The organism is Providencia sp. TYF-12 (genome assembly GCF_041344805.1).
GTDB lineage: Bacteria > Pseudomonadota > Gammaproteobacteria > Enterobacterales > Enterobacteriaceae > Providencia > Providencia huashanensis.
Genome location: NZ_CP166833.1, coordinates 784,682 through 806,558 on the forward strand (window position 1 = coordinate 784,682; position 21,877 = coordinate 806,558).

Consider the following 21,877-nt stretch of genomic DNA (forward strand, 5'->3'; position numbering starts at 1 on the left):
GATTAATAATCTGCTCAGATTACTTTTGTAATTAAATCAATGGGTTATTTTTCAGACTGTGTTTTTACTAATAATAATGAATATCATTTTTGTTTGTATTATGCCTATAATTAACAAAAAATAAAGTCGTGAGGCAGAATATGAGCAGTATGACGGGCAAGTTCGAGCGCCCGATTTTCCGTCCACTGGGCGGTTTGTTTTTAAGTTGTCTTTTCCATGGAACACTGGCAGTCATTTTCATCGGATGGTTTACTACTTCAATCCCGAAAACAGGGGTATTGCCACCTGCAATTTCACTACAACTCGGGGTATACCAGTTAGAGCAGCAGGCTGAGCCTGAGGTTAACCATGCGCCAAAGCAGCAAGTCACAACGCATGAAGAAGTCTTGCCAGAGGTAGTTGAAAAAACGGAAAAATTACCAGAAACTGCCATCGTAGATAATGGGACGTTAACCAAAGTTAGTGAGAAAAAGCGCCCACCGAAAAAGAAAACAGTACAAGAGAAAAAAGTGCTTGAAGAGGTTCCTACTGCAGATCAAGAGTCTACAGTAACCTCTGCTCCCGCGTCGGGGAGTGAAGCGAGTAGTCGGGCAAATTTTTCCAGTAATGCCTCTGCTGCACTAAGCGGTCACCAAGGCTGGCAGAGTGAAGTCCATCAGCGTATTGCAAAGTCAAAACGTTACCCACGTGCGGCCCTGCGTTTCCGTTCAACTGGGGTTTCTCAGGTAAAAGTGGTTGTGGACAGTAAAGGTGAGGTTATTACTGCCAGTTTATTTAATTCATCGGGAACTAAAATATTGGACAAAGAAGCCTTAGCCACAATTTCACGTGCAGCACCTTTCCCTATGCCACCAGAAACACTGTTGGTGGATGGGCGAGTCGAATTTGTTGCACCAATCGTGTTTGATACTACTTCGATTTAAAATTAACAGTTATTTATCGGCCTGAGGAGGCTTGCTTTTGGGGGCAGGCCGCTTTGGACGGTAAGGCCTAGGTTCTTTTTTTCGTCTCAGACGGGCTGGTTTAGGTTTTATTGTTGTTTTGCTAGTAAGGTCATCAGGTTCGTTTTCTTCAGGGTTATCTTCAGTATTTACCACTAATGGCGGTGGCTGTTTGTGGCCTTTCTTTTTCTTTAAACGCAATAATGTATTGGCTAAAACAAAACCGATACATAAAGCGAACAGAATAAAAATCCTTAATACATTCGTACTGTTATCTGCTTGCTGAATTTCAGCAGAAAGTAACTCGGTATCGATAGTTAAACGCAAATAGCCCTTTGGCTCTTTTGCCCCTTGGATTGGTACAACTAATTGATATTGAAAGTTTTGTAGTGATGAATTGCCATCGATAGCTAGCCGTTCTTTTACGGTGGCAGGTTCGCCGACTTGTGTCACAAGAACGCCATTGGCAGTGTAGATGCTGGCATCTAAAATATACTTATCTTTTGCAATGTTATTTAAATTGGCATTAATTCGGTCTAAATTAAAATCTTTGCTGCCGGGGACAATATAATCGGATAAGCTGAAAGCGACTTGTTCTGCGAGCACGTAGGTCAATTGTTTAAACTGTTCAATTCGGTTTTGGTTTTGGCTATTACCCAAATATGAAACACCATGCATAAGTAAGGTTACCAGCGCAATGCAGATAACAATAATGACTGTTTTATGTAGCCTAAAAGTTTGTTTCATTTGGTTAGTTGATGCTCTTTGTCAGTATATCCGTCATACTTCAGGTTATCGTATTGTTAGCGGCACTTCACTACCTAAAATGAGTGATTTAAGGTATAAATTGCAGCGGTATATAAGATTTAAATAGTATACATAGTTAATCGGCGCAAAAACTAAGGCGTTGGCGTTAAGTATAGTGGCTTCGTTCGGCTACTCGCAACTCATCATTAAAATAAAGATTACATCGATTACAGGAGCTAATTTTCATGTCAACGAGTTTGACCTATTGTTATTTACCCGACGAGATCCAAAAATGGCCCGGTTTGCCACTTTCTTTGAGTGGTGAAGAAGTGATGCCTCTGGATTACCGTGCAGGTGACAGTGGGTGGCTACTATATGGCCGTGGATTAGATAAAGCTAGGATCAGTAATTTCCAACAGCGATTAGGGATCGCGATTGTGATTGTGTCCTCATGGCGTATTGATGATTACCAAGTTGTCAGAATCGCTGGGAGTATTACCCCTAGGATTAAAAAGCTCGCTGATGAATGTTTATTAGATGTGGTACCGCTAGGGCAAATTCCACGTTTGCGTTCACCAGGTCTGTTATTGATGGATATGGACTCAACTGCCATTCAAATTGAATGTATTGATGAAATTGCTCGTTTAGCCGGTGTTGGTGAGCAAGTCGCAGAGGTGACAGAGCGTGCAATGCAAGGGGAGCTAGATTTTACCGAAAGCTTGCGCGCACGCGTTAGCTTACTAGAAGGTGCAGATGCGTCAATTCTTGACCAAGTATTGGAAACATTGCCTTTGATGCCAGGGTTGACTAATTTGGTGCGTAAACTTCAAGCCATGAATTGGCATATTGCGATAGCTTCTGGTGGGTTCACTTTCTTTGCTAATGATTTGCAGCAGCGGTTAAAACTCGCAGCCGCAGTTGCTAACCAGCTCGAAGTTAAAAATGGCAAACTGACTGGTAAAGTCAAAGGGCCAATAGTCGATGCAAAATATAAAGCCCAAACGTTGGTCAAACTAGCTGAAAAACTGGAAATACCTATCGAACAAACAGTGGCAATCGGCGACGGGGCAAATGACTTGAAGATGATCCGTAAAGCAGGGCTGGGTATTGCATATCATGCGAAACCAAAGGTGTATGCAAGGGCGAAGGTGGCTATTCGTCACGCGGATCTCATGGGGGTGATGTGTGTGTTGAGCGGGGGCTTGAAGCACGAGGAACGCTAAATATTCGTTATATTTCGTGCTGTGGCGGTGTTGGCTGCACTCGGCTGCTTGGGTCACATACTTTTGTATGCTCCCCAAGACATCCTCTTTTGCCGCCTAGCCACAACCCGAACTATTTTGAATGTTGGTATCTATATTTTATGGTTTGCGCTGTAGCGGTGTTGGCTGCACTCGGCTGCTTGGGTTACATACTTTTGTATGCTCCCCAAGACATCCTCTTTTGCCGCCTAGCCACAACCCGAACTATTTTGAATATTGGTATCGATATTTTATGGTTTGCGCTGTAGCGGTGTTGGCTGCACTCGGCTGCTTGGGTCACATACTTTTGTATGCTCCCCAAGACATCCTCTTTTGCCGCCTAGCCACAACCCGAACTATTTTGAATATTGATATCGATATTTTATGGTTTGTGAGATAGCAATAATCTAAAACTAAGTTAATTATCAAGAGGAGTTTGCTGTGGCGAAAGGGGTAAAAAGGGCGTTTGTCTGTAATGAATGCGGGGCGGATTATCCACGTTGGCAAGGGCAGTGTAGTGCTTGCCATGCATGGAATACCATTACAGAAGTGCGTCTGGCCTCAACAAGCTCTTCATCGCGTAATGACCGTTTAACGGGCTATGCAGGGAATGCGGCTGGGGTAAGTAAGGTTCAGAAATTATCTGAAATCAGCCTCGAAGAACTTCCTCGTTTTACTACAGGCTTTAAAGAATTTGATAGGGTGCTAGGCGGAGGCGTTGTGCCGGGTAGTGCCATTTTAATTGGCGGGAACCCGGGGGCGGGTAAAAGTACATTATTGCTACAAACCATGTGCTTGCTTTCACGTGAAATGAAAACCCTCTATGTCACTGGGGAAGAGTCATTGCAACAAGTGGCGATGCGTGCGCATCGACTTGGTTTGCCAACAGATTCGCTCAATATGCTATCCGAAACCAGTATTGAACAAATTTGTTTAACCGCGGAACAAGAACAGCCGAAACTAATGGTAATAGACTCCATCCAAGTGATGCATATGGCCGATATCCAATCATCACCGGGCAGTGTGGCGCAAGTTCGTGAAACAGCCGCGTATCTGACTCGCTTTGCGAAAACCCGCGGTGTTGCGATTATTATGGTAGGCCATGTCACAAAGGATGGTTCACTTGCGGGGCCAAAAGTCCTTGAGCACTGTATTGACTGTTCTATCATGCTTGATGGTGATGCCGATAACCGTTTTCGCACGTTACGTAGCCATAAAAACCGTTTTGGTGCCGTTAATGAACTCGGGGTATTTGCTATGACGGAGCAAGGGCTTAAAGAGGTCAATAACCCATCGGCAATTTTCTTAAGTCGCGGTGATGAAGTGACCTCTGGCAGTTCCGTTATGGTGGTCTGGGAAGGGACGAGGCCATTGCTGGTGGAGATCCAAGCCCTAGTTGACCATTCGATGATGTCTAATCCACGTCGGGTTGCTGTCGGGCTTGAACAAAACCGCTTAGCGATTTTGCTGGCCGTGTTGCACCGTCATGGTGGCTTACAAATGTCGGACCAAGATGTTTTTGTGAATGTGGTGGGTGGCGTCAAAGTGACTGAGACCAGTGCTGATTTGGCGTTATTGCTTTCTTTAGTTTCAAGTTTTCGAGACCGGCCGTTACCTAGGGATCTTGTGGTGTTTGGCGAAGTTGGGCTAGCAGGGGAAATCCGTCCGGTTCCAAGCGGGCAAGAGCGTATCTCTGAGGCGGCAAAACACGGTTTTAAACGTGCGATTGTGCCTCATGCTAATATGCCCAAAAAATCGCCGCCAGACATGAAAGTCTACGGGGTGAAAAAGTTGGCGGATGCGCTCAGCATTTTAGATGAGCTATAACGCTTATTACTAAGAGTAAAAAGGAAAATAAATGGCTGAATTTGACTATCTTAAAAACGCAATCAAACGAGCGGGTTACACTCTCCAGCAAGTGGCTGATGCGACAGATATGACCAAAGGCTACCTCAGCCAGTTGATAAACGATAAAATCAAGAGCCCAAGTGCCCAAAAAATAGCGGCTCTTCATCGTTTTTTAGGCCTTGAATATCCCAATAAGCAAAAAACGATCGGCGTGGTGTTTGGCAAATTTTACCCACTACACACAGGGCATATTTATTTGATCCAACGTGCTTGCAGCCAAGTGGATGAACTGCATGTAATCCTTTGCCATGATGAACCTCGTGATAAAGACCTGTTTATTAATAGTTCAATGTCACAACAACCAACTGTCAGTGACCGGCTGCGTTGGTTACTGCAAACCTTTAAATATCAAAAAAACATTCACATTCATTCATTTGATGAAAATGGCATAGAGCCTTATCCACACGGCTGGGAAGTGTGGAGCGATGGTATGAAAGGCTTTTTGAAAAAGCACAATATCCACCCTAGTTTTATTTATTCGGGGGAGGCAAACGATGCTCCTCGCTACAAAAAATATTTAGGTATTGAAACTGTTTTGGTTGACCCTGAGCGCACCTTTATGAATATCAGTGGTAACCAAATTCGTCAGGCACCGTTTCGCTATTGGGATTACATTCCAACGGAAGTTAAACCTTTCTTTGTCCGGAAGGTGGCGATTTTAGGAGGCGAATCAAGTGGGAAATCTACCTTAGTTAACAAATTAGCCAACATTTTTAATACCAGTAGTGCATGGGAGTATGGGCGCGATTATGTTTTTAGCCATTTAGGTGGTGACGAAATGGCATTGCAATATTCAGATTACGATAAAATCGCCTTGGGTCATGCACAATATATTGATTTTGCAGTAAAATATGCCAATAAAGTGGCGTTTATTGATACGGACTTTGTGACAACGCAAGCCTTCTGTTTACGCTATGAAGGCAAAGAGCATCCATTCGTTCAGGCACTGATCGATGAATACCGATTTGATTTGGTGATAGTACTGGAAAATAACACGCCGTGGGTGGCTGATGGTTTAAGAAGTTTAGGAAGCGATAAAGACCGCAAAGCTTTCCAAAACTTACTCATTGAAATGCTTAAGAAAAATAATATTGAGTTTGTACGTGTAGAGTCCTCTGATTACGATACGCGTTTCTTAGAATGTGTAACCCTCGTTCAGCAGTTATTGATGTTGGATGACTTATAAATAAAGTCACCCAATAAAAAACGGCATCGAATGATGCCGTTTTGATTCTATCTATATGATATCGATCCCTTAAATAATTTGAATTATAGGTAGGCGGCAAGAGAGTGAGTCCCTAGGAGCATACACCAGTATGTGACTAGGTCTCACAAAAGCAGCCAACACCGCTATAATTCTAAATTATGACAAGGATTATTTGGTCATACGCTTATACTTCATACGATGTGGCTGCAGCGCTTCGGCACCTAATGTGCGTTTCTTGTAATCTTCATATTCAGAGAAGTTACCTTCGAAGAAGCTGATATTCCCTTCATCTTGATAATCAATGATATGTGTTGCAATACGGTCAAGGAACCAACGGTCATGGGAAATAACCATTGCGCAGCCCGGGAACTCTAATAGGGCGTTTTCCAACGCACGTAAAGTTTCTACGTCGAGGTCGTTGGTTGGTTCATCGAGTAGCAAGACGTTACCGCCCACTTGCAGTAGTTTAGCTAAGTGTAAACGACCACGTTCACCACCAGATAACTCACCGACGCGCTTACCTTGGTCAATGCCTTTAAAGTTAAAGCGGCCAACATAAGCACGGCTAGGAATTTCAAAGTTACCGATACGCATGATGTCCTGACCGTTAGAAATCTCTTCCCAAACAGTTTTGCTGTCATCCATGGAATCACGGAACTGATCAACAGAGGCAATCTTCACGGTTTCACCAACAGTGATGGAGCCAGAATCAGGCTGTTCTTGCCCTGAAATCATCCGAAATAGTGTTGATTTACCCGCACCGTTCGGCCCGATAATCCCAACAATTGCCCCTTTAGGAATGGAGAAGCTCAGGTTATCAATCAGAACGCGGTCGCCATATGATTTGCTTAGGTTTTCAACATCAATAACCTTATCACCTAAACGTGGACCTGGTGGAATAAATAGCTCACTGGTCTCGTTACGTTTTTGATATTCAACGTTATTAAGTTCTTCAAAACGCGCCAGACGCGCTTTCCCTTTCGATTGGCGGCCTTTAGGGTTTTGACGTATCCACTCAAGCTCTTTCTCGATAGACTTACGGCGAGCCGCTTCAGTTGAGGCCTCTTGGGCTAAACGAGCATCTTTTTGTTCAAGCCAAGAAGAATAGTTACCTTCCCAAGGAATGCCTTCACCACGGTCAAGCTCAAGGATCCAACCTGCTACGTTATCAAGGAAGTAACGGTCATGCGTGATAGCTACGACGGTACCTTCATAGTCGTGTAAGAAGCGCTCTAACCACGCCACAGACTCTGCGTCTAAGTGGTTGGTTGGCTCATCGAGTAACAGCATATCTGGTTTTTCTAGCAGCAGGCGGCAAATCGCCACTCGGCGGCGCTCCCCCCCAGATAGATTCTCTATTTTTGCATCCCAAGGGGGAAGACGTAATGCATCAGCAGCACGTTCTAGTTGGTTATCAAGGTTGTGGCCATCTTGCGCAGAAATAATGGCTTCTAACTCGCCTTGTTCTTTGGCCAGTTTATCAAAATCCGCGCCTTCTTCTGCATAAGCCGCATAGACTTCATCTAAGCGGGTCAATGCACGTTTAACCTCACCAACGGCCTCTTCAACGGCTTCACGCACTGTGTGTTCAAGGTTGAGTTTTGGTTCTTGTGGTAGGTAACCAATTTTTAGACCTGGTTGAGGACGCGCTTCACCCTCGATATCGGTATCAATACCTGCCATGATACGCAGTAATGTTGATTTACCCGCCCCGTTTAGACCTAAAACACCGATCTTAGCCCCCGGAAAGAAGCTCAGAGAGATATTTTTTAAAATATGACGTTTCGGTGGAACAATTTTTCCAACCCGATACATACTATAAACGTATTGAGCCAATTTATTTACCTTTTGATTTATAAAGGGAACTTTAGTTTTTTAGTTTATTTTGCTTTAACAAGCTTAGGCTGAAAAGCATTTAATAAACAGCCATATAATTTTCTAGAACTATACCTGAACATCAGGAGATCATCCATCCCTCCCTCTCAGTGAGACAAGCTTGATGACTTTCTATTATCAACTCATGGGGATGTAGTGATGTGATGCGCTATACAGGGAGTTACCCATGATAAACATAAAGGAATTGAATACTTTTTTAAAATGGGCGTTACGTCAGGTATTTAATCGAAACACATAACAAAGTTACGAATACAACTGATTGCGCTGAATATTGCCGAGGGGCAAAGACTTTAAATTATTCATAAAGTGGCTGATACGTAAAAGACTGTAAAGTCGAAATAATCAAGAACTCTCCGCTGTTACTAAATAAAAACTTTCGGTAGCATTCATAGTATTGATATATGCTTAATATACCCGTAATCCTTCAAGTTGCAGTGGTGTTAACTGCGCTCAGCTAGCCGAGTCACATAGTTTATCTATGCTCTCTGTCTATCTTCGCTTGTCGCCTACCTACAACTCGAATTATTTGGGATATGTGTATATATAGGTTAAGGTTTTCCCTGTAGTTTGACTTTAGTTTAGCGATGGAGCGAGTGAATATGAAAGGTTGGTTAGCGGCAGTACCAGTAACAATGTTGCTGGTTTCCAGCACCGTATGGGCTGATTCCTTACAAGCGCAGCGGGAGCGCTATCAGGCAATTAAGGTTGCATGGGATGCCAATAAAATGGATGAAGTCGAGCGCTTACTGCCGACCTTGCATGATTATCCACTTTACCCTTATCTTGCTTATCGTGAGCTAACTCAAGACTTAGATATTGTATCACCTCGCCAAGTTCAGGAATTTATTAACACTTACCCGACGCTACCTGTCGCAAAAAATTTAAAAACTCGCTTTGTTAATGAATTAGCACGCCGCCAAGAATGGAAATCATTGTTGGAATTTAGTCCTGAAGCTCCAAAGCCGGCTGAAGCACAATGTAATTTTTATTTTGCAAATTGGGCAGTAGGTAACAAGCAAGTTGCTTGGCAAGGTGCAGAGAAAGCGTGGTTAAACGGCCGTTCTATGCCATCAGCGTGTGATAAGCTTTTCAATGAATGGGAAAAAGAAGGTTATTTAACCCCTGAAATGACCCTTGAGCGTATTAGTTTGGCAATTAAAGAAGGGAATACTTCGATTGCGAGCTATTTGGCTAAACGTTTACCACCGAGTTATAAAACGATAGGCGATGCGCTGATTAAACTACAAAATGACCCAGCGTCTGTTGTCACTTTTGCTAAAACAGTAACTCCTACCGACTTTACTCGCCAAGCCACGACAGCAGGCTTTAGCCGCTATGCACGTCAATCCCCAGATGCAGCTCGTGCAGTATTAAATACGGTAAGTTCTGCACAAAAAATGAATATGACAGAAAGCCAAGCGCTTAAAGATAGTATCGCATGGCAATATATGGGGGATGTCACGCCAGAACAGGCGCAATGGCGCGATGAAACTATTCAGGAAAGTCATTCATCATCACTGAAAGAACGCCGAGTCCGCCTTGCTTTAGGGGCAGGGGATAAAACCGGAGTAGCCGCGTGGCTGAGGCAATTACCTGCTGATGTGAAAAATAAAGAAGAATGGCAATACTGGCAGGCTATTACGCTCATTGATGCGGGTAAGAAAGCCGAGGGTGAAGCAAAGCTTCGTGAATTAACCAAGAAACGTGGTTTTTACCCAATGGTTGCTGCGCAGGTTTTAAATATTGAATACCCTGTCTATGTCAATACTGCCGCTAAGCCTGATGCCAGTATTAATCAGTTACCTGAAGTGCAACGCGTGCGTGAGTTAATGTACTGGGAACTGGAAAATCTTGCGCGTTCTGAATGGGTTAGCTTAGTGGCTTCTCTCCCTGCTAATCAACAAGAACAGCTTGCGCGTTATGCATTTGATAACAAGTGGCCCGATCTTAGCGTTCAAGCTACGATCACAGCAAAATTGTGGGATCACTTGGAAGAGCGCTTCCCATTGGCGTGGGATAAAGAATTTAGCCTCTATACAAAATCAAAAGATATTCCAAAGAGTTATGCCATGGCAATTGCTCGCCAAGAAAGCGCTTGGAACCCACAAGCACGCTCACCCGTAGGGGCTACAGGTTTAATGCAGTTAATGCCAGCAACAGCGAAACATACCGCTAAAAAGCAAGGTATTAATTATGTGAATACGAGTCAGTTGACTAATCCAACTACCAATATCGAGTTAGGAACTGCCTATCTTGAAGATGTATACCAGCAGTTTGGAAATAACCGTATTTTAGCCAGCGCAGCCTATAATGCAGGCCCTTCAAGGGTAACTCGTTGGTTAGGTAATAGTGGCGGACGCATTGATGCAATTGCATTTGTTGAAAGTATTCCGTTTTCTGAAACCCGTGGTTATGTGAAAAACGTTTTATCCTATGACTTGTTTTATCGCCATTTTATGGGGCAAAAAGGTATGAAGATTTTGCTTCCTAATGAATGGAATATGAAATACTAAAGATACTCTTCATATTTCGAATTGTAGGGGTGTTGGCTACGTTTGCTAACCCTAGTCACATACTTGTGTGTGCTCCTAGGGCTTAGCATCACTTGCCTCCTACCTACAATCCGAACTATTTTGAGTATTCATATTTTTTATATTTCGTTTTATTGGGGCTTCGTGTTACATACAGGTGTATGCTCCCCGAGCTATCCTCGCTGATCGCCTTGCTACAGTACGAATGCTTTAGCGTATAACTCACATTATTTGGCATCTTGGCAATCGCTTTGTGTTTGGTTGATGATTTCTAATAAGAGTGTGTTATTATCTGTACTAGTTAAATAGTATGGATGGATAGACGATGACAGCAAATCAACAATATGACCCGGCTTTGACCGCGGATGAGAACGCTGACTGGCTGCGCTTTGTGAATTTATTACAATTGGCATTTGAACAAGATATCCATTTGCCAGTTCTTCAGTTATTACTTACGCCAGATGAGCGTACAGCCTTATCGACCCGAGTTAAAATAGTGCAAGAGCTAATGCGCGGCGAAATGAGCCAAAGAGAACTTAAAAATGAACTCGGAGTGGGGATAGCGACCATAACGCGAGGTTCGAATAGTTTAAAGTCGGCTCCATTGGATGTGAAGGCTTGGCTCGAGTCTCAACTTCTCTAAAATACTCTTCATATTTCAAATTGTAGGGGTGTTGGCTGCGCTTGCTAACCCTAGTCACATACTTATGTATGCTCCTAGGGCTTAGCGCGACTTGCCGCCTACCTACAATTCGAACTATTTTGAGTATTGGCATTTATCTATTTTAAAATTGTAGGGGTGTTAGCTGCATTTGCTAACCCTAGTCACATACTTATGTATGCTCCTAGGGCTTAGCACGACTTGCCGCCTACCTACAATTCGAACTATTTTGAGTATTGGCATTTATCTATTTTAAAATTGTAGGGGTGTTAGTTGCATTTGCTAACCCTAGCCACATACTTATGTATGCTCCTAGGGCTTAGTGCGACTTGCCGCCTACCTACAATCCGAACTATTTTGAGTATTGGCATTTATCTATTTTAAAATTGTAGGGGTGTTGGCTGCGCTTGCTAACCCTAGTCACATACTTATGTATGCTCCTAGGGCTTAGCGCGACTTGCCGCCTACCTACAATTCGAACTATTTTGAGTATTGGCATTTATCTATTTTAAAATTGTAGGGGTGTTAGTTGCATTTGCTAACCCTAGTCACATACTTATGTATGCTCCTAGGGCTTAGCGCGACTTGCCGCCTACCTACAATTCGAACTATTTTGAGTATTGGCATTTATCTATTTTAAAATAGCAGGGGTGTTGGCTGCGCTTGCTAACCTTAGTCACATACTTATGTATGCTCCTAGGGCTTAGCGCGACCTACCGCCTACCTACAATTCGAACTATTTTGAGTATTGGCATTTATCTATTTTAAAATTGTAGGGGTGTTAGCTGCATTTGCTAACCCTAGTCACATACTTATGTATGCTCCTAGGGCTTAGCGCAACTTGCCGCCTACCTACAATTCGAACTATTTTGAGTATTGGCATTTATCTATTTTTAAAATTAATAGACACAAAAAAAGTATGGTTTCCCATACTTTAGTGTGAAAAGCGTGATGTTTAATCGCACATGCAATTTTAATTATTTTAAGTATAATTAGTCTTCTACTTGGTTTAGCTCTTTATAAATTTCATGCTTAATGGGAACTAAGGCCAAAATTAAGGCTTGTTGGTAAACACTTGTGCGGGTTAATACCCCGTCGGTGAAAAAACCAATAGCGCCACCTTGTTGTTTGATATTATCAATACCGGTCAAAAAGGCCATTTCATCGCCAAGTTCACGACCTTCACGAATACCTGCCAGAATTTTTTCTGGGATCATAATACTCGCAGAGCGAGACTCGCCGCGTATTTGCTTATGTTCAATAACTATCCAAGCAAAAGTCATATCATCTTCAATGCCTGCTTCGATACCGACCCAAAAGTCTGCTTCAGGGCGAACTTGTCTTGAAGCCATTACGCGTTGTCTAGCCCCTGTACGGGTTTCATTATTACCGATAGGTTGCTGTGGAACACTGCTATCGACATTAATATCTTCAATTTGATAACTGCCAGCCCCAAATACAGCATCGAAAGCTAGATGGATCGCTTTAATTTTGGCAGGATTAGTCGTTGCAGCTATAACTTGGTACATTAATTATTTTCCTTTGAACACATACTTCGAAAAGTAATAACGGAACACATCTATGTTACAGGTTTATCTTGTTCGCCATGGCGAAACTGAATGGAATTTAGCTCGTCGCATCCAGGGACAATCCGATAGCCCTCTGACAGCCACTGGACGACTGCAAGCAAGGCAGGTGGCTGAAAGGATAAAATCAGAAGGCATTACCCATATTATCACTAGTGATATGGGACGCACACTGGAAACTGCACAAATAATTGCAAGTGTATGCGGATGTGAAATTACCACAGAACCGCGTCTACGTGAACTAAATATGGGGGTTCTTGAACAAAGAGCGATTGAGTCGTTAACCTCAGAAGAAGAACAGTGGCGTAAAAGCTTGATTGACGGCACTCGTGGTGGTCGAATCCCTGAGGGGGAATCGATGGAAGAACTCTATACGCGTATGTTTGCGGCATTAAATAGTTGCTTAGATCTCCCCGAAGGGAGTCGACCCCTGCTTGTAAGCCATGGCATCGCACTAAGTACTTTAATTAGCCGTATTATGGGGGTTCCTGCGTATTCAGAGCGCCGCTTACGTTTACGTAATTGCTCATTATCTCGAGTAGACTACCAAAACAGCCCATGGCTTGCGAATGGGTGGATAGTCGAAACTGCGGGGGAAGTGACTCATTTAACGCAGCCAGCCCTTGATGAACAACAAGGCTAATTATTGAAAAGTAAGGAGTTTCAATGTAATGAAACTCCCTCAGCTTAGCGTGCTTTAGTACCGTCTGCTTTGATAGGAACATAATAATCAAACGTATCGATATGCGTTTTAGGGTCATCACTTTCTGGGGTGATATTATGCAAGTCGATATTTTTTAGTCGGTAATGTTCAATATCATACCCAGGGCGACGCGTTAAATTGAGTTTGGGTAAATAAACACCATAAATTTGGTATAAAAACTCCTGTAACGCATTTCGGGTAGGCACGCCATTAAATGAAAATTTCACATACTTACCACTCGGTAATGTCAAATTGGTATACTGATTAGTATTGAAACTTGCATCTTCAGGCCTAACTGCGGTGGTATAGAACACAGTTTGCTCGTCTTCTTTTTCAGGGTTATGGATTGCATGATGCAGCCCGAACACCTCGGAAGCAATCTTGGTGGTATTATCTAAATAATAATGCCAAAACGTTTGGCGCATTTCTGAACATGCGGTTGACCATTCCTCTAAAGCATAAGAACAGCTTTGCTCCAAACCGACCAATTGCAGTTCAGGCATTTGCATAAATTCATGTTCAATATTTATATGATTATCTAAGATAATCGGTGGGCAAATCCCAGTAGCACACCACTCCTCACTACGGCGGTAGAAAGCCGGTGTCAGGTTAAACTGTTTTTTAAATGCGCGCGTAAAAGTTTGTTGCGAGTCAAAGCGATACTGTAGCGCAATATCAAGAATTGGGCGGCTTGTTAAGCGTAATGCAACCGCAGCACGAGAAAGTCTTCTGGCTCGAATATAAGCACCAATCGCTTGGTCAGTGACTTCTTTAAACATTCTTTGTAAATGCCACTTAGAGTAGCCTGCTTTTGCGGCAACATTATCCAGCGAGAGTGGTTTATCAAGGTTGTCATCTATCCAGCGAAGCAAGTCGCGAATAATATTAGTTTGATCCATGTATATCCCCAGCCAATGCGACTTATAGTACAGATATAATCTATCAATGAATCGCTATTCTATATCAAGTTACCTTTTTCGTTTATAGTAAATGAGTTGTATTTGAGAATTAGTTAGAAAAGTGAATAATTAACCTTGTATTGATACGAGGTTTACCGATTGTGAGTTGAATAGGAAACCCAGTATGCGTTGTTCCAGATTAAAAAATATTGTTCTCGCGTCATTATTATCAGCGTTGCCTTGTATTACTTTCGCTGAAGAAATCGGTTCAGTCGATACTGTATTTAAGATTTTCGGCCCTGACCATAAAATTGTCGTGGAAGCATTTGATGACCCTGATGTTGATAACGTTACCTGTTATTTGAGTCGCTCAAAAACGGGTGGTATCAAAGGGGGGTTGGGGTTAGCGGAAGATACTTCTGATGCTGCTATTTCATGTCAGCAAGTTGGTCCGATTGAACTGAGCGACCGTGTAAAGCGTAAACCAACAAAAGGCCAAGTTGTTTTTCAAAAGCGCACATCGTTAGTTTTCAAAAAACTGCAAGTGGTTCGTTTTTATGACCCGAAACGTAACACACTGGTTTATTTAACGTATTCAGACAAAATGATCGACGGCTCACCGAAAAATGCGTTAAGTGCTGTACCGATCATGCCGTGGTGATTATGACGAGTGTTTGGGCTGCAATCCTCTGATAGTATGGATGCCACTCATAAAAAAATCCGCTGCTTAAAAGACAGCGGATTTCGATAACTATAATGCAAATAATTAGGTTGTTAATTATTCGTCTAAATCACCACAGAAACGGTAACCTTCACCGTGGATAGTGGCAATAATTTCTGGTGTGTCAGGTGTAGATTCGAAGTGCTTACGAATACGACGGATAGTCACGTCAACAGTCCTGTCATGAGGTTTTAATTCACGGCCAGTCATTTTCTTCAGTAAATCAGCTCGAGTCTGAATTTTCCCTGGGTTTTCACAGAAATGCAGCATTGCACGGAACTCACTGCGCGGCAATTTGTAGTGTTCACCAGCAGGGCTAACTAATGAACGGCTATTAATGTCTAATTCCCAACCATTAAATTTATAGCTTTCAACCAAACGACGCTCTTCAGTACCGCCAGCCAAATTCATGGTACGTGACAGTAAGTTACGCGCACGAATAGTTAATTCGCGTGGGTTAAATGGTTTGGTGATATAGTCATCAGCACCGATTTCCAGACCGAGAATTTTATCAACTTCGTTATCACGGCCAGTTAAGAACATTAACGCAATACTTTCTTGCTCACGTAATTCACGAGCAAGTAATAAGCCATTTTTACCTGGTAAGTTAATATCCATGATGACTAAATTGATGTCATGTTCGGAGAGAACGTTGTTCATCTCTTCGCCATCAGTTGCCTCATGAACCACATAGCCTTCAGCTTCAAAGATACTTTTCAGCGTATTGCGTGTGACTATTTCGTCTTCAACAATCAAAATGTGTGGGGTCTGCATAGTTGCTACCTAAAGTATTAAAATAAAAATACTGAACTCACAAGCCGTTTTCAGTTAGGTGGTTATTATATTTTTCTCTGAAAAAACACGTTTATGAGTATAAATTTGTTTCAAAATCCAACAGTGACATTATGTTGCTTTTGCAGCAAATGGCTCTAAAAAACTAGCCAAAATATAAGCACTTTCCCAATATTGGGCTGTTAACAGCAATATAACAGCTAATACTGCATTTACCACCTAAAAAACTAACTTTTGTTGATACATATCAAAATCAATTGTAGCACGTTAACAAAAATTGTTAGGTACATAATTATATAAATTAACATGCGATTTAGATATCAGATAGTCGGTCAAAATGCAGAAGACGAATATGAGGATTGTTGCTTTGACTTGAAATTAAAGAATTTAATCTGCAATTCCCCCAATATACCATCAAAAATAATGTCTGATTTGTGACTCATCTCGAATTTTGACAGGTTGTTTTGTTTAAATGATAGAGAGCAAACGCTTCTAAACTAGAAGTAAAGTGTCTATGCAGTAATATGATGAGTCGTTTATGACTGTAAATAAGTAAATATACTTATGTTATTTTAAGGGTGAAGAAATTTACTAACAATATTTTTACATTTAAATAAAGCATAAATTGGTGGAGATTATGCTAAACAACGAATATGAGTGTAAATGTAGAGAGTGATATCAGATATTTTCAGATTAAGCCCATATGATAACGATCAACTTTCTCGGTAAATCACAAAACCCCATGCATTGATCTACAACTAGAAATAAGTCTCTATCAGGTTAATTGGAACATGGGTTTTTTCTGACTCATCTTGGTGGAAATTCCTGCTTATTTTTAGTGGTACATAACTTTTATCAAATCCCATCATTGTATTTATTTGCTTATTTAATAAACAAATAAGCCATTAAAATCGCAAAAAATTATTCATCTGGTAATTTAAATTATTTTGGTTGTTAAAGCTGGCGCTGGTGGGATTTTTGTTTTTTTATGAAGATTTTTTCCCTTTTCCTAGAGGGGTTTTTATTGAAAAACTGTTTTGTTAAAGGGGTTGGAATCAAATAAATTTGACAAATTATGCCGATTGCTTTAACCGTATAGGGAGAAACCCAAAAGATCTAAGAGACAGACAGAATTTATGCGTAATATCAGCCTGACTATTATTATTACCACCACCACCGTAACCACAGGAAACGGGGCGGGCTGACGCATCCAAAAAATAAAAATGAAAAAGCCCGCATCCCCATAAGATGCGGGCTTTTTTTTGGTGTTAATTCAGGAGAGAAATACCATGCGTGTGCTTAAATTTGGCGGTACTTCGGTTGCAAATGACGAACGGGTACTAAATGTTGCTGACATCGCTGAAAGTAAATTAGCAGATGGGCAAGTGGCACTGGTGCTATCAGCACCAGCAAAAATCACTAACCATCTGGTTGCTATGATTGAAAAAACGGTTGCAGGTCAAGATGTCATCACGCATGTAAATGATGCCGAAATGATTTTTGCTAACCTTTTAAAAGGATTGAAAGAAAAACAGCCTGGTTTCGAATATGACAAGCTGAAAAAACTTACAGAACAAGAATTCGCACAAATCAAACAAGTACTGCATGGTATTACTCTCCTAGGTCAATGCCCTGATAGCATCAACGCTACAATTATCTGCCGTGGTGAAAAGCTCTCTATTGCTATTATGGAATCTGTATTAAAAGCTCGTGGTCATAATGTGACAGTGATTAATCCAGTTGAAAGCCTATTAGCAAAAGGGCATTACCTTGAATCTACTGTTGATATAAATGAATCGACAAAACGTATTGCTGCTTTAAATATTCCCAAAGATCACTTTGTCTTAATGGCTGGTTTTACCGCTGGGAATGATAAAGGCGAACTAGTAGTGTTAGGCCGCAATGGTTCTGATTACTCCGCCGCGGTATTGGCAGCTTGCTTACGTGCAGATTGTTGTGAAATTTGGACTGATGTTGATGGTGTGTATACTTGTGACCCGCGTTTAGTACCTGACGCACGCTTATTGAAGGGGATGTCTTATCAAGAAGCCATGGAGTTATCTTATTTTGGCGCCAAAGTTCTCCATCCTCGTACAATCGCTCCTATCGCCCAATTCCAAATACCTTGCCTAATTAAAAATACCACTAACCTAAGTGCTCCCGGTACTCTGATTGGGGATGGTCAAACGGATGACAGCACACCAGTTAAGGGGATCACTAACTTAAATAACATGGCAATGATCAACGTATCGGGGCCTGGTATGAAAGGAATGGTGGGCATGGCTGCACGTATTTTCTCTGTCATGTCACGTAAAGGCATTTCAGTCGTGTTGATCACCCAATCTTCATCAGAGTACAGCATCAGTTTCTGTGTGCCACATAATGAACTACAGCGTGCTCGCGCTGCACTAGAAGATGAATTCTATTTAGAGTTGAAAGATGGCGTATTAGACCCACTGGGCGTGATGGAGCAATTAGCGATTATTTCTGTAGTCGGTGATGGCATGCGTACATTGAAAGGTATTTCAGCGCGCTTTTTCTCTGCATTGACCCGTGGCAATATCAATATTGTTGCTATTGCACAAGGCTCATCTGAGCGCTCTATTTCAGCCGTAATTGCGAACGAGGCGGGAACCACGGCGGTACGTCTTTGTCACCAAATGTTGTTCAATGCAGAGCAAGTGATTGAAGCCTTTATCATCGGAGTCGGTGGGGTGGGAAATGCATTGATTGAACAAATACACCGTCAGCAACAATGGTTGAAGCAAAAGCATATCGACCTGCGTGTGTGTGGTATAGCAAACTCACGTGCAATGTTAACGGATATGCAAGGCATTGATTTAGCTAACTGGAAAGCTGAATTAGCGGAAGCAAAAGAACCTTTTAGCTTAAGCCGTTTGATCCGTTTAGAACGCGAGTATCATTTCTTAAACCCTGTGATTATCGATTGTACTTCCAATCAAGAAATTGCAGAGCAATATGTGAATTTCTTAAAAGATGGTTTTAACGTCGTCACGCCAAATAAAAAAGCCAATACATTATCCATGGATTACTACCACCAATTGCGTGGCGCAGCAGAAAGCTCGAAACGTAAATTTCTCTACGATACAAACGTTGGTGCGGGCTTACCTGTTATTGAAAATTTACAAAATTTGCTCAATGCAGGGGATGAATTAGTTCACTTTAGTGGTATTTTATCGGGCTCACTGTCCTTTATCTTTGGTAAGCTTGATGAGGGCATGTCTTTATCTGAGGCAACGGCGCTGGCAAAAGAGAAAGGCTTTACAGAACCAGACCCTCGCGATGATTTATCCGGTATGGACGTAGCACGTAAATTATTGATTTTAGCCCGCGAAGCAGGTTATGACTTAGAGCTACAAGATATTGAAATTGAACCTGTTTTACCTATGGATTTCGATAGCAGCGGCTCTGTTGCTGAATTTATGGCTCGTTTACCACAATTAGATGTACAGTTTGCTCAGCGTATAAAAGCCGCAGAAGCAGAAGAAAAAGTGTTACGCTATGTTGGGTTAATTGAAGAAGGGCGCTGTCAGGTTAAAATTGTTGCTGTTGATGGCAATGACCCACTCTTCAAGGTTAAAAATGGCGAAAATGCACTGGCTTTCTATACACGCTATTACCAACCAATTCCTTTAGTCTTAAGGGGTTATGGCGCAGGTAATGATGTTACTGCTGCTGGTGTATTTGCAGATATGCTGCGTACCCTTTCATGGAAATTGGGAGTTTAAGAAGTGATTAAAGTTTATGCACCAGCTTCAATAGGTAATGTTAGCGTTGGGTTTGATGTCCTTGGAGCGGCGGTCTCCCCTGCGGATGGCTCATTATTAGGTGATTGTGTCACCGTTGAAGCTGCGGATACTTTCTCGCTAACGAACAAAGGTAAATTCGTTGCTAAGTTACCGAAAAAGAACGAACACAATATTGTCTACCAATGTTGGCAGCTGTTTTGTGAACGCCTTGGCAAACAGTTGAATGTTGCAATGACCCTTGAAAAAAATATGCCAATAGGTTCTGGTCTTGGTTCAAGTGCATGTTCCGTGGTTGCTGCGTTAATGGCATTAAATGAGTTTGCGGACAAGCCATTTGATGATACGCAATTATTAGGCATGATGGGCGAATTAGAAGGGCGAATTTCTGGTAGCGTGCATTACGATAATGTAGCGCCTTGTTTCTTAGGTGGGCTACAGTTGATCATCGAACAAAATGGCATTATTTCCCAACCTGTGCCTGCATTTGAAAACTGGTATTGGGTAATGGCGTATCCGGGAATTAAAGTATCGACAGCAGAAGCGCGTGCTATTCTCCCTGATAGCTACCCACGCCATGACATTGTAAATCATGGCCGGTATTTATCTGGTTTTATCCATGCATGCCATACTAACCAACCATTACTTGCTGCAACAATGATCCAAGATGTCGTGGCTGAGCCTTATCGCACTCAGCTACTGCCAGGGTTTGCAGAGGCACGTAAAAATGCCAAAGAAATTGGTGCGTTAGCATGTGGTATTTCCGGTTCGGGGCCGACACTGTTTGCCATTTGCGATGATAAACAAATCGCTGAAAATATGGCGGATTACTTGCAACAACATTATATTCAGAATGATGAAGGCTTTGTGCATATCTGCCGTTTGGATCTCGCAGGGGCAAGGACAATAGGGTAAATAATGAAACTGTATAATTTAAAAGATAATAACGAACAAGTAAGTTTTGCACAGGCAGTTAAGCAGGGGCTTGGTAAACAACAAGGCTTATTTTTTCCGCAAGATCTGCCAGAGTTTAGTGCAAGCGAAATTGAAGAACTATTAAAATTAGATTTCGTGACACGTAGTAGCCGTATTTTAAATGCCTTTATTGGTGATGAAATTCCTCAAGAAGAATTAGCTGCACGCGTGAAAGCCGCATTTGCCTTCCCTGCACCAGTGTCTAAGGTTGAGGAAGATATCGCGACTTTAGAGCTTTATCACGGCCCTACGCTAGCATTTAAAGACTTTGGTGGGCGTTTTATGGCTCAAGCTTTAGGGCAAGTCGCAGGTGACCAACCAGTTACTATCTTAACGGCAACCTCCGGTGATACAGGGGCAGCAGTTGCACATGCATTTTATCGTTTAAAAAATGTGCAGGTTGTTATTTTATACCCAGAAGGGAAAATCAGCCCGTTACAAGAAAAGCTATTCTGTACACTGGGTGACAATATTCATACCGTTGCTATCAAAGATGATTTCGATGCTTGCCAAGCATTAGTCAAACAATCATTTGATGATGAAGCACTGAAAAAGGCCCTATACCTTAACTCAGCTAACTCGATCAATATTAGCCGCTTACTGGCTCAGATTTGTTATTATTTTGAAGCCGTTGCACAGATCCCAGCTGAAAAACGTGATCAACTCGTGATCTCTGTACCAAGTGGTAACTTTGGGGATCTAACCGCAGGTTTATTAGCTAAATCAATGGGGTTACCTGTTAAGCGTTTTATTGCAGCGACTAACGTGAATGATACTGTCCCACGCTATCTTGTTGAAGGCGAGTGGAAACCACATCAAACCGTAGCTACTTTGTCGAACGCTATGGATGTTAGCCAACCAAATAACTGGCCACGCATTGAGGAATTATTCCGTCGTAAAGGCTGGTCACTGAAAGATCTTGGTTATGGCACGGTTAATGATGATGTGACAAAAGAAACCGTACGTGAATTGGATAAAAAAGGTTATCTATCAGAACCACATGCTGCTGTTGCTTATCGTGTTTTACGTGATCAGCTACAACAAGGGGAATACGGACTATTTTTAGGAACGGCTCACCCAGCTAAGTTTAAAGAAAGTGTCGAGGAAATCTTAGGTAAACAGATCCCTTTACCAAAAGAGCTTGCTGAGCGTGCTGAACTTCCGCTGTTATCGCATTTCTTACCTTCTGATTTTGCAGAGTTGCGTACATTCTTGATGAAATTAGCACCTAAGCAATAAGAGTAAATAGCATATTAATAAATAACGGAGGCTCTGGCCTCCGTTATTTATTCAAGTGAATGA

17 protein-coding genes and 1 other annotated feature are annotated in these 21,877 nt (G+C 42.0%); of the genes, 12 read left to right on the forward strand and 5 right to left on the reverse strand.

Annotation, left to right across the window (positions count from 1 at the left end; genetic code table 11):
- The first annotated feature begins 140 nt into the window (after positions 1 to 140).
- Complete coding sequence (locus ABE954_RS03430) at positions 141 to 923, forward strand: energy transducer TonB (protein ID WP_042847012.1); 783 nt, start codon at positions 141 to 143, stop codon at positions 921 to 923.
- 9 nt (positions 924 to 932) lie between these two features.
- On the opposite strand, the gene ABE954_RS03435 is transcribed toward ABE954_RS03430, so the two are convergent.
- Positions 933 to 1,688 carry an AhpA/YtjB family protein gene (locus ABE954_RS03435; RefSeq protein ID WP_042847011.1) on the reverse strand — a complete coding sequence of 252 codons (756 nt, stop codon included), beginning with the start codon at positions 1,686 to 1,688 and terminating at the stop codon, positions 933 to 935.
- Between the two features lie 245 nt (positions 1,689 to 1,933).
- On the opposite strand from ABE954_RS03435, the gene serB reads away from it, so the two are divergent.
- The 3 genes from serB to nadR all read left to right on the forward strand — a co-directional run bounded on the left by serB (position 1,934) and on the right by nadR (position 6,023).
- Complete coding sequence (gene serB / locus ABE954_RS03440) at positions 1,934 to 2,911, forward strand: phosphoserine phosphatase (RefSeq protein ID WP_042847010.1); 978 nt, start codon at positions 1,934 to 1,936, stop codon at positions 2,909 to 2,911.
- Positions 2,912 to 3,370: 459 nt separating this feature from the next.
- Positions 3,371 to 4,756 (forward strand): DNA repair protein RadA, encoded by a 1,386-nt coding sequence (gene radA / locus ABE954_RS03445; protein WP_042847009.1) that lies wholly within the window; start codon positions 3,371 to 3,373, stop codon positions 4,754 to 4,756.
- Between the two features lie 31 nt (positions 4,757 to 4,787).
- The gene (gene nadR / locus ABE954_RS03450) at positions 4,788 to 6,023 is read left to right on the forward strand and encodes a multifunctional transcriptional regulator/nicotinamide-nucleotide adenylyltransferase/ribosylnicotinamide kinase NadR (RefSeq protein ID WP_042847008.1); all 1,236 of its coding nucleotides are present in this window, start codon (positions 4,788 to 4,790) and stop codon (positions 6,021 to 6,023) included.
- 189 nt (positions 6,024 to 6,212) lie between these two features.
- Here nadR and ettA read toward each other — a convergent pair whose 3' ends face one another.
- A complete protein-coding gene (ettA, locus tag ABE954_RS03455; RefSeq protein WP_042847007.1) occupies positions 6,213 to 7,880 on the reverse strand; it encodes an energy-dependent translational throttle protein EttA in 1,668 nt (555 codons plus the stop codon).
- Between the two features lie 659 nt (positions 7,881 to 8,539).
- Between ettA and sltY the strand changes: the two genes are divergently transcribed.
- Entirely contained in the window at positions 8,540 to 10,453 is a 1,914-nt protein-coding gene (gene sltY, locus ABE954_RS03460) for a murein transglycosylase (protein ID WP_042847006.1), read from the forward strand.
- A gap of 343 nt (positions 10,454 to 10,796) precedes the next feature.
- Complete coding sequence (gene trpR / locus ABE954_RS03465; protein ID WP_042847005.1) at positions 10,797 to 11,114, forward strand: trp operon repressor; 318 nt, start codon at positions 10,797 to 10,799, stop codon at positions 11,112 to 11,114.
- A 1,010-nt stretch (positions 11,115 to 12,124) separates the two neighbouring features.
- On the opposite strand, the gene yjjX is transcribed toward trpR, so the two are convergent.
- Positions 12,125 to 12,661: an inosine/xanthosine triphosphatase gene (gene yjjX, locus ABE954_RS03470; RefSeq protein WP_004914743.1), complete on the reverse strand. Its 537-nt coding sequence runs from the start codon at positions 12,659 to 12,661 to the stop codon at positions 12,125 to 12,127.
- Between the two features lie 52 nt (positions 12,662 to 12,713).
- Here yjjX and gpmB point away from each other — a divergent pair, with 52 nt between their 5' ends.
- The gene (gene gpmB, locus ABE954_RS03475) at positions 12,714 to 13,361 is read left to right on the forward strand and encodes a 2,3-diphosphoglycerate-dependent phosphoglycerate mutase GpmB (RefSeq protein WP_042847004.1); all 648 of its coding nucleotides are present in this window, start codon (positions 12,714 to 12,716) and stop codon (positions 13,359 to 13,361) included.
- A 44-nt stretch (positions 13,362 to 13,405) separates the two neighbouring features.
- On the opposite strand, the gene robA is transcribed toward gpmB, so the two are convergent.
- Positions 13,406 to 14,320 (reverse strand): MDR efflux pump AcrAB transcriptional activator RobA, encoded by a 915-nt coding sequence (gene robA / locus ABE954_RS03480; protein ID WP_042847003.1) that lies wholly within the window; start codon positions 14,318 to 14,320, stop codon positions 13,406 to 13,408.
- Positions 14,321 to 14,504: 184 nt separating this feature from the next.
- Between robA and creA the strand changes: the two genes are divergently transcribed.
- Positions 14,505 to 14,981: a protein CreA gene (gene creA / locus ABE954_RS03485; RefSeq protein WP_042847002.1), complete on the forward strand. Its 477-nt coding sequence runs from the start codon at positions 14,505 to 14,507 to the stop codon at positions 14,979 to 14,981.
- A 117-nt stretch (positions 14,982 to 15,098) separates the two neighbouring features.
- Here the strand turns inward: creA and arcA are convergent, their stop codons facing one another.
- Entirely contained in the window at positions 15,099 to 15,815 is a 717-nt protein-coding gene (gene arcA, locus ABE954_RS03490) for a two-component system response regulator ArcA (protein ID WP_004905684.1), read from the reverse strand.
- Positions 15,816 to 16,969: 1,154 nt separating this feature from the next.
- On the opposite strand from arcA, the gene thrL reads away from it, so the two are divergent.
- The 4 genes from thrL (at position 16,970) to thrC (ending at position 21,814) form a co-directional block, all read left to right on the forward strand.
- Positions 16,970 to 17,038 carry a thr operon leader peptide gene (gene thrL, locus ABE954_RS03495; RefSeq protein ID WP_071548816.1) on the forward strand — a complete coding sequence of 23 codons (69 nt, stop codon included), beginning with the start codon at positions 16,970 to 16,972 and terminating at the stop codon, positions 17,036 to 17,038.
- Positions 16,977 to 17,098 (forward strand) — a sequence feature (Thr leader region). It overlaps the preceding gene by 62 nt.
- Positions 17,099 to 17,122: 24 nt before the next feature.
- Positions 17,123 to 19,582, forward strand: coding sequence for a bifunctional aspartate kinase/homoserine dehydrogenase I (gene thrA / locus ABE954_RS03500; RefSeq protein WP_042847001.1), 2,460 nt, complete (start codon positions 17,123 to 17,125; stop codon positions 19,580 to 19,582).
- Positions 19,583 to 19,585: 3 nt separating this feature from the next.
- Entirely contained in the window at positions 19,586 to 20,515 is a 930-nt protein-coding gene (thrB, locus tag ABE954_RS03505; protein WP_048608446.1) for a homoserine kinase, read from the forward strand.
- A gap of 3 nt (positions 20,516 to 20,518) precedes the next feature.
- Positions 20,519 to 21,814 (forward strand): threonine synthase, encoded by a 1,296-nt coding sequence (thrC, locus tag ABE954_RS03510; protein WP_048608444.1) that lies wholly within the window; start codon positions 20,519 to 20,521, stop codon positions 21,812 to 21,814.
- The last annotated feature ends 63 nt before the right edge of the window (positions 21,815 to 21,877 follow it).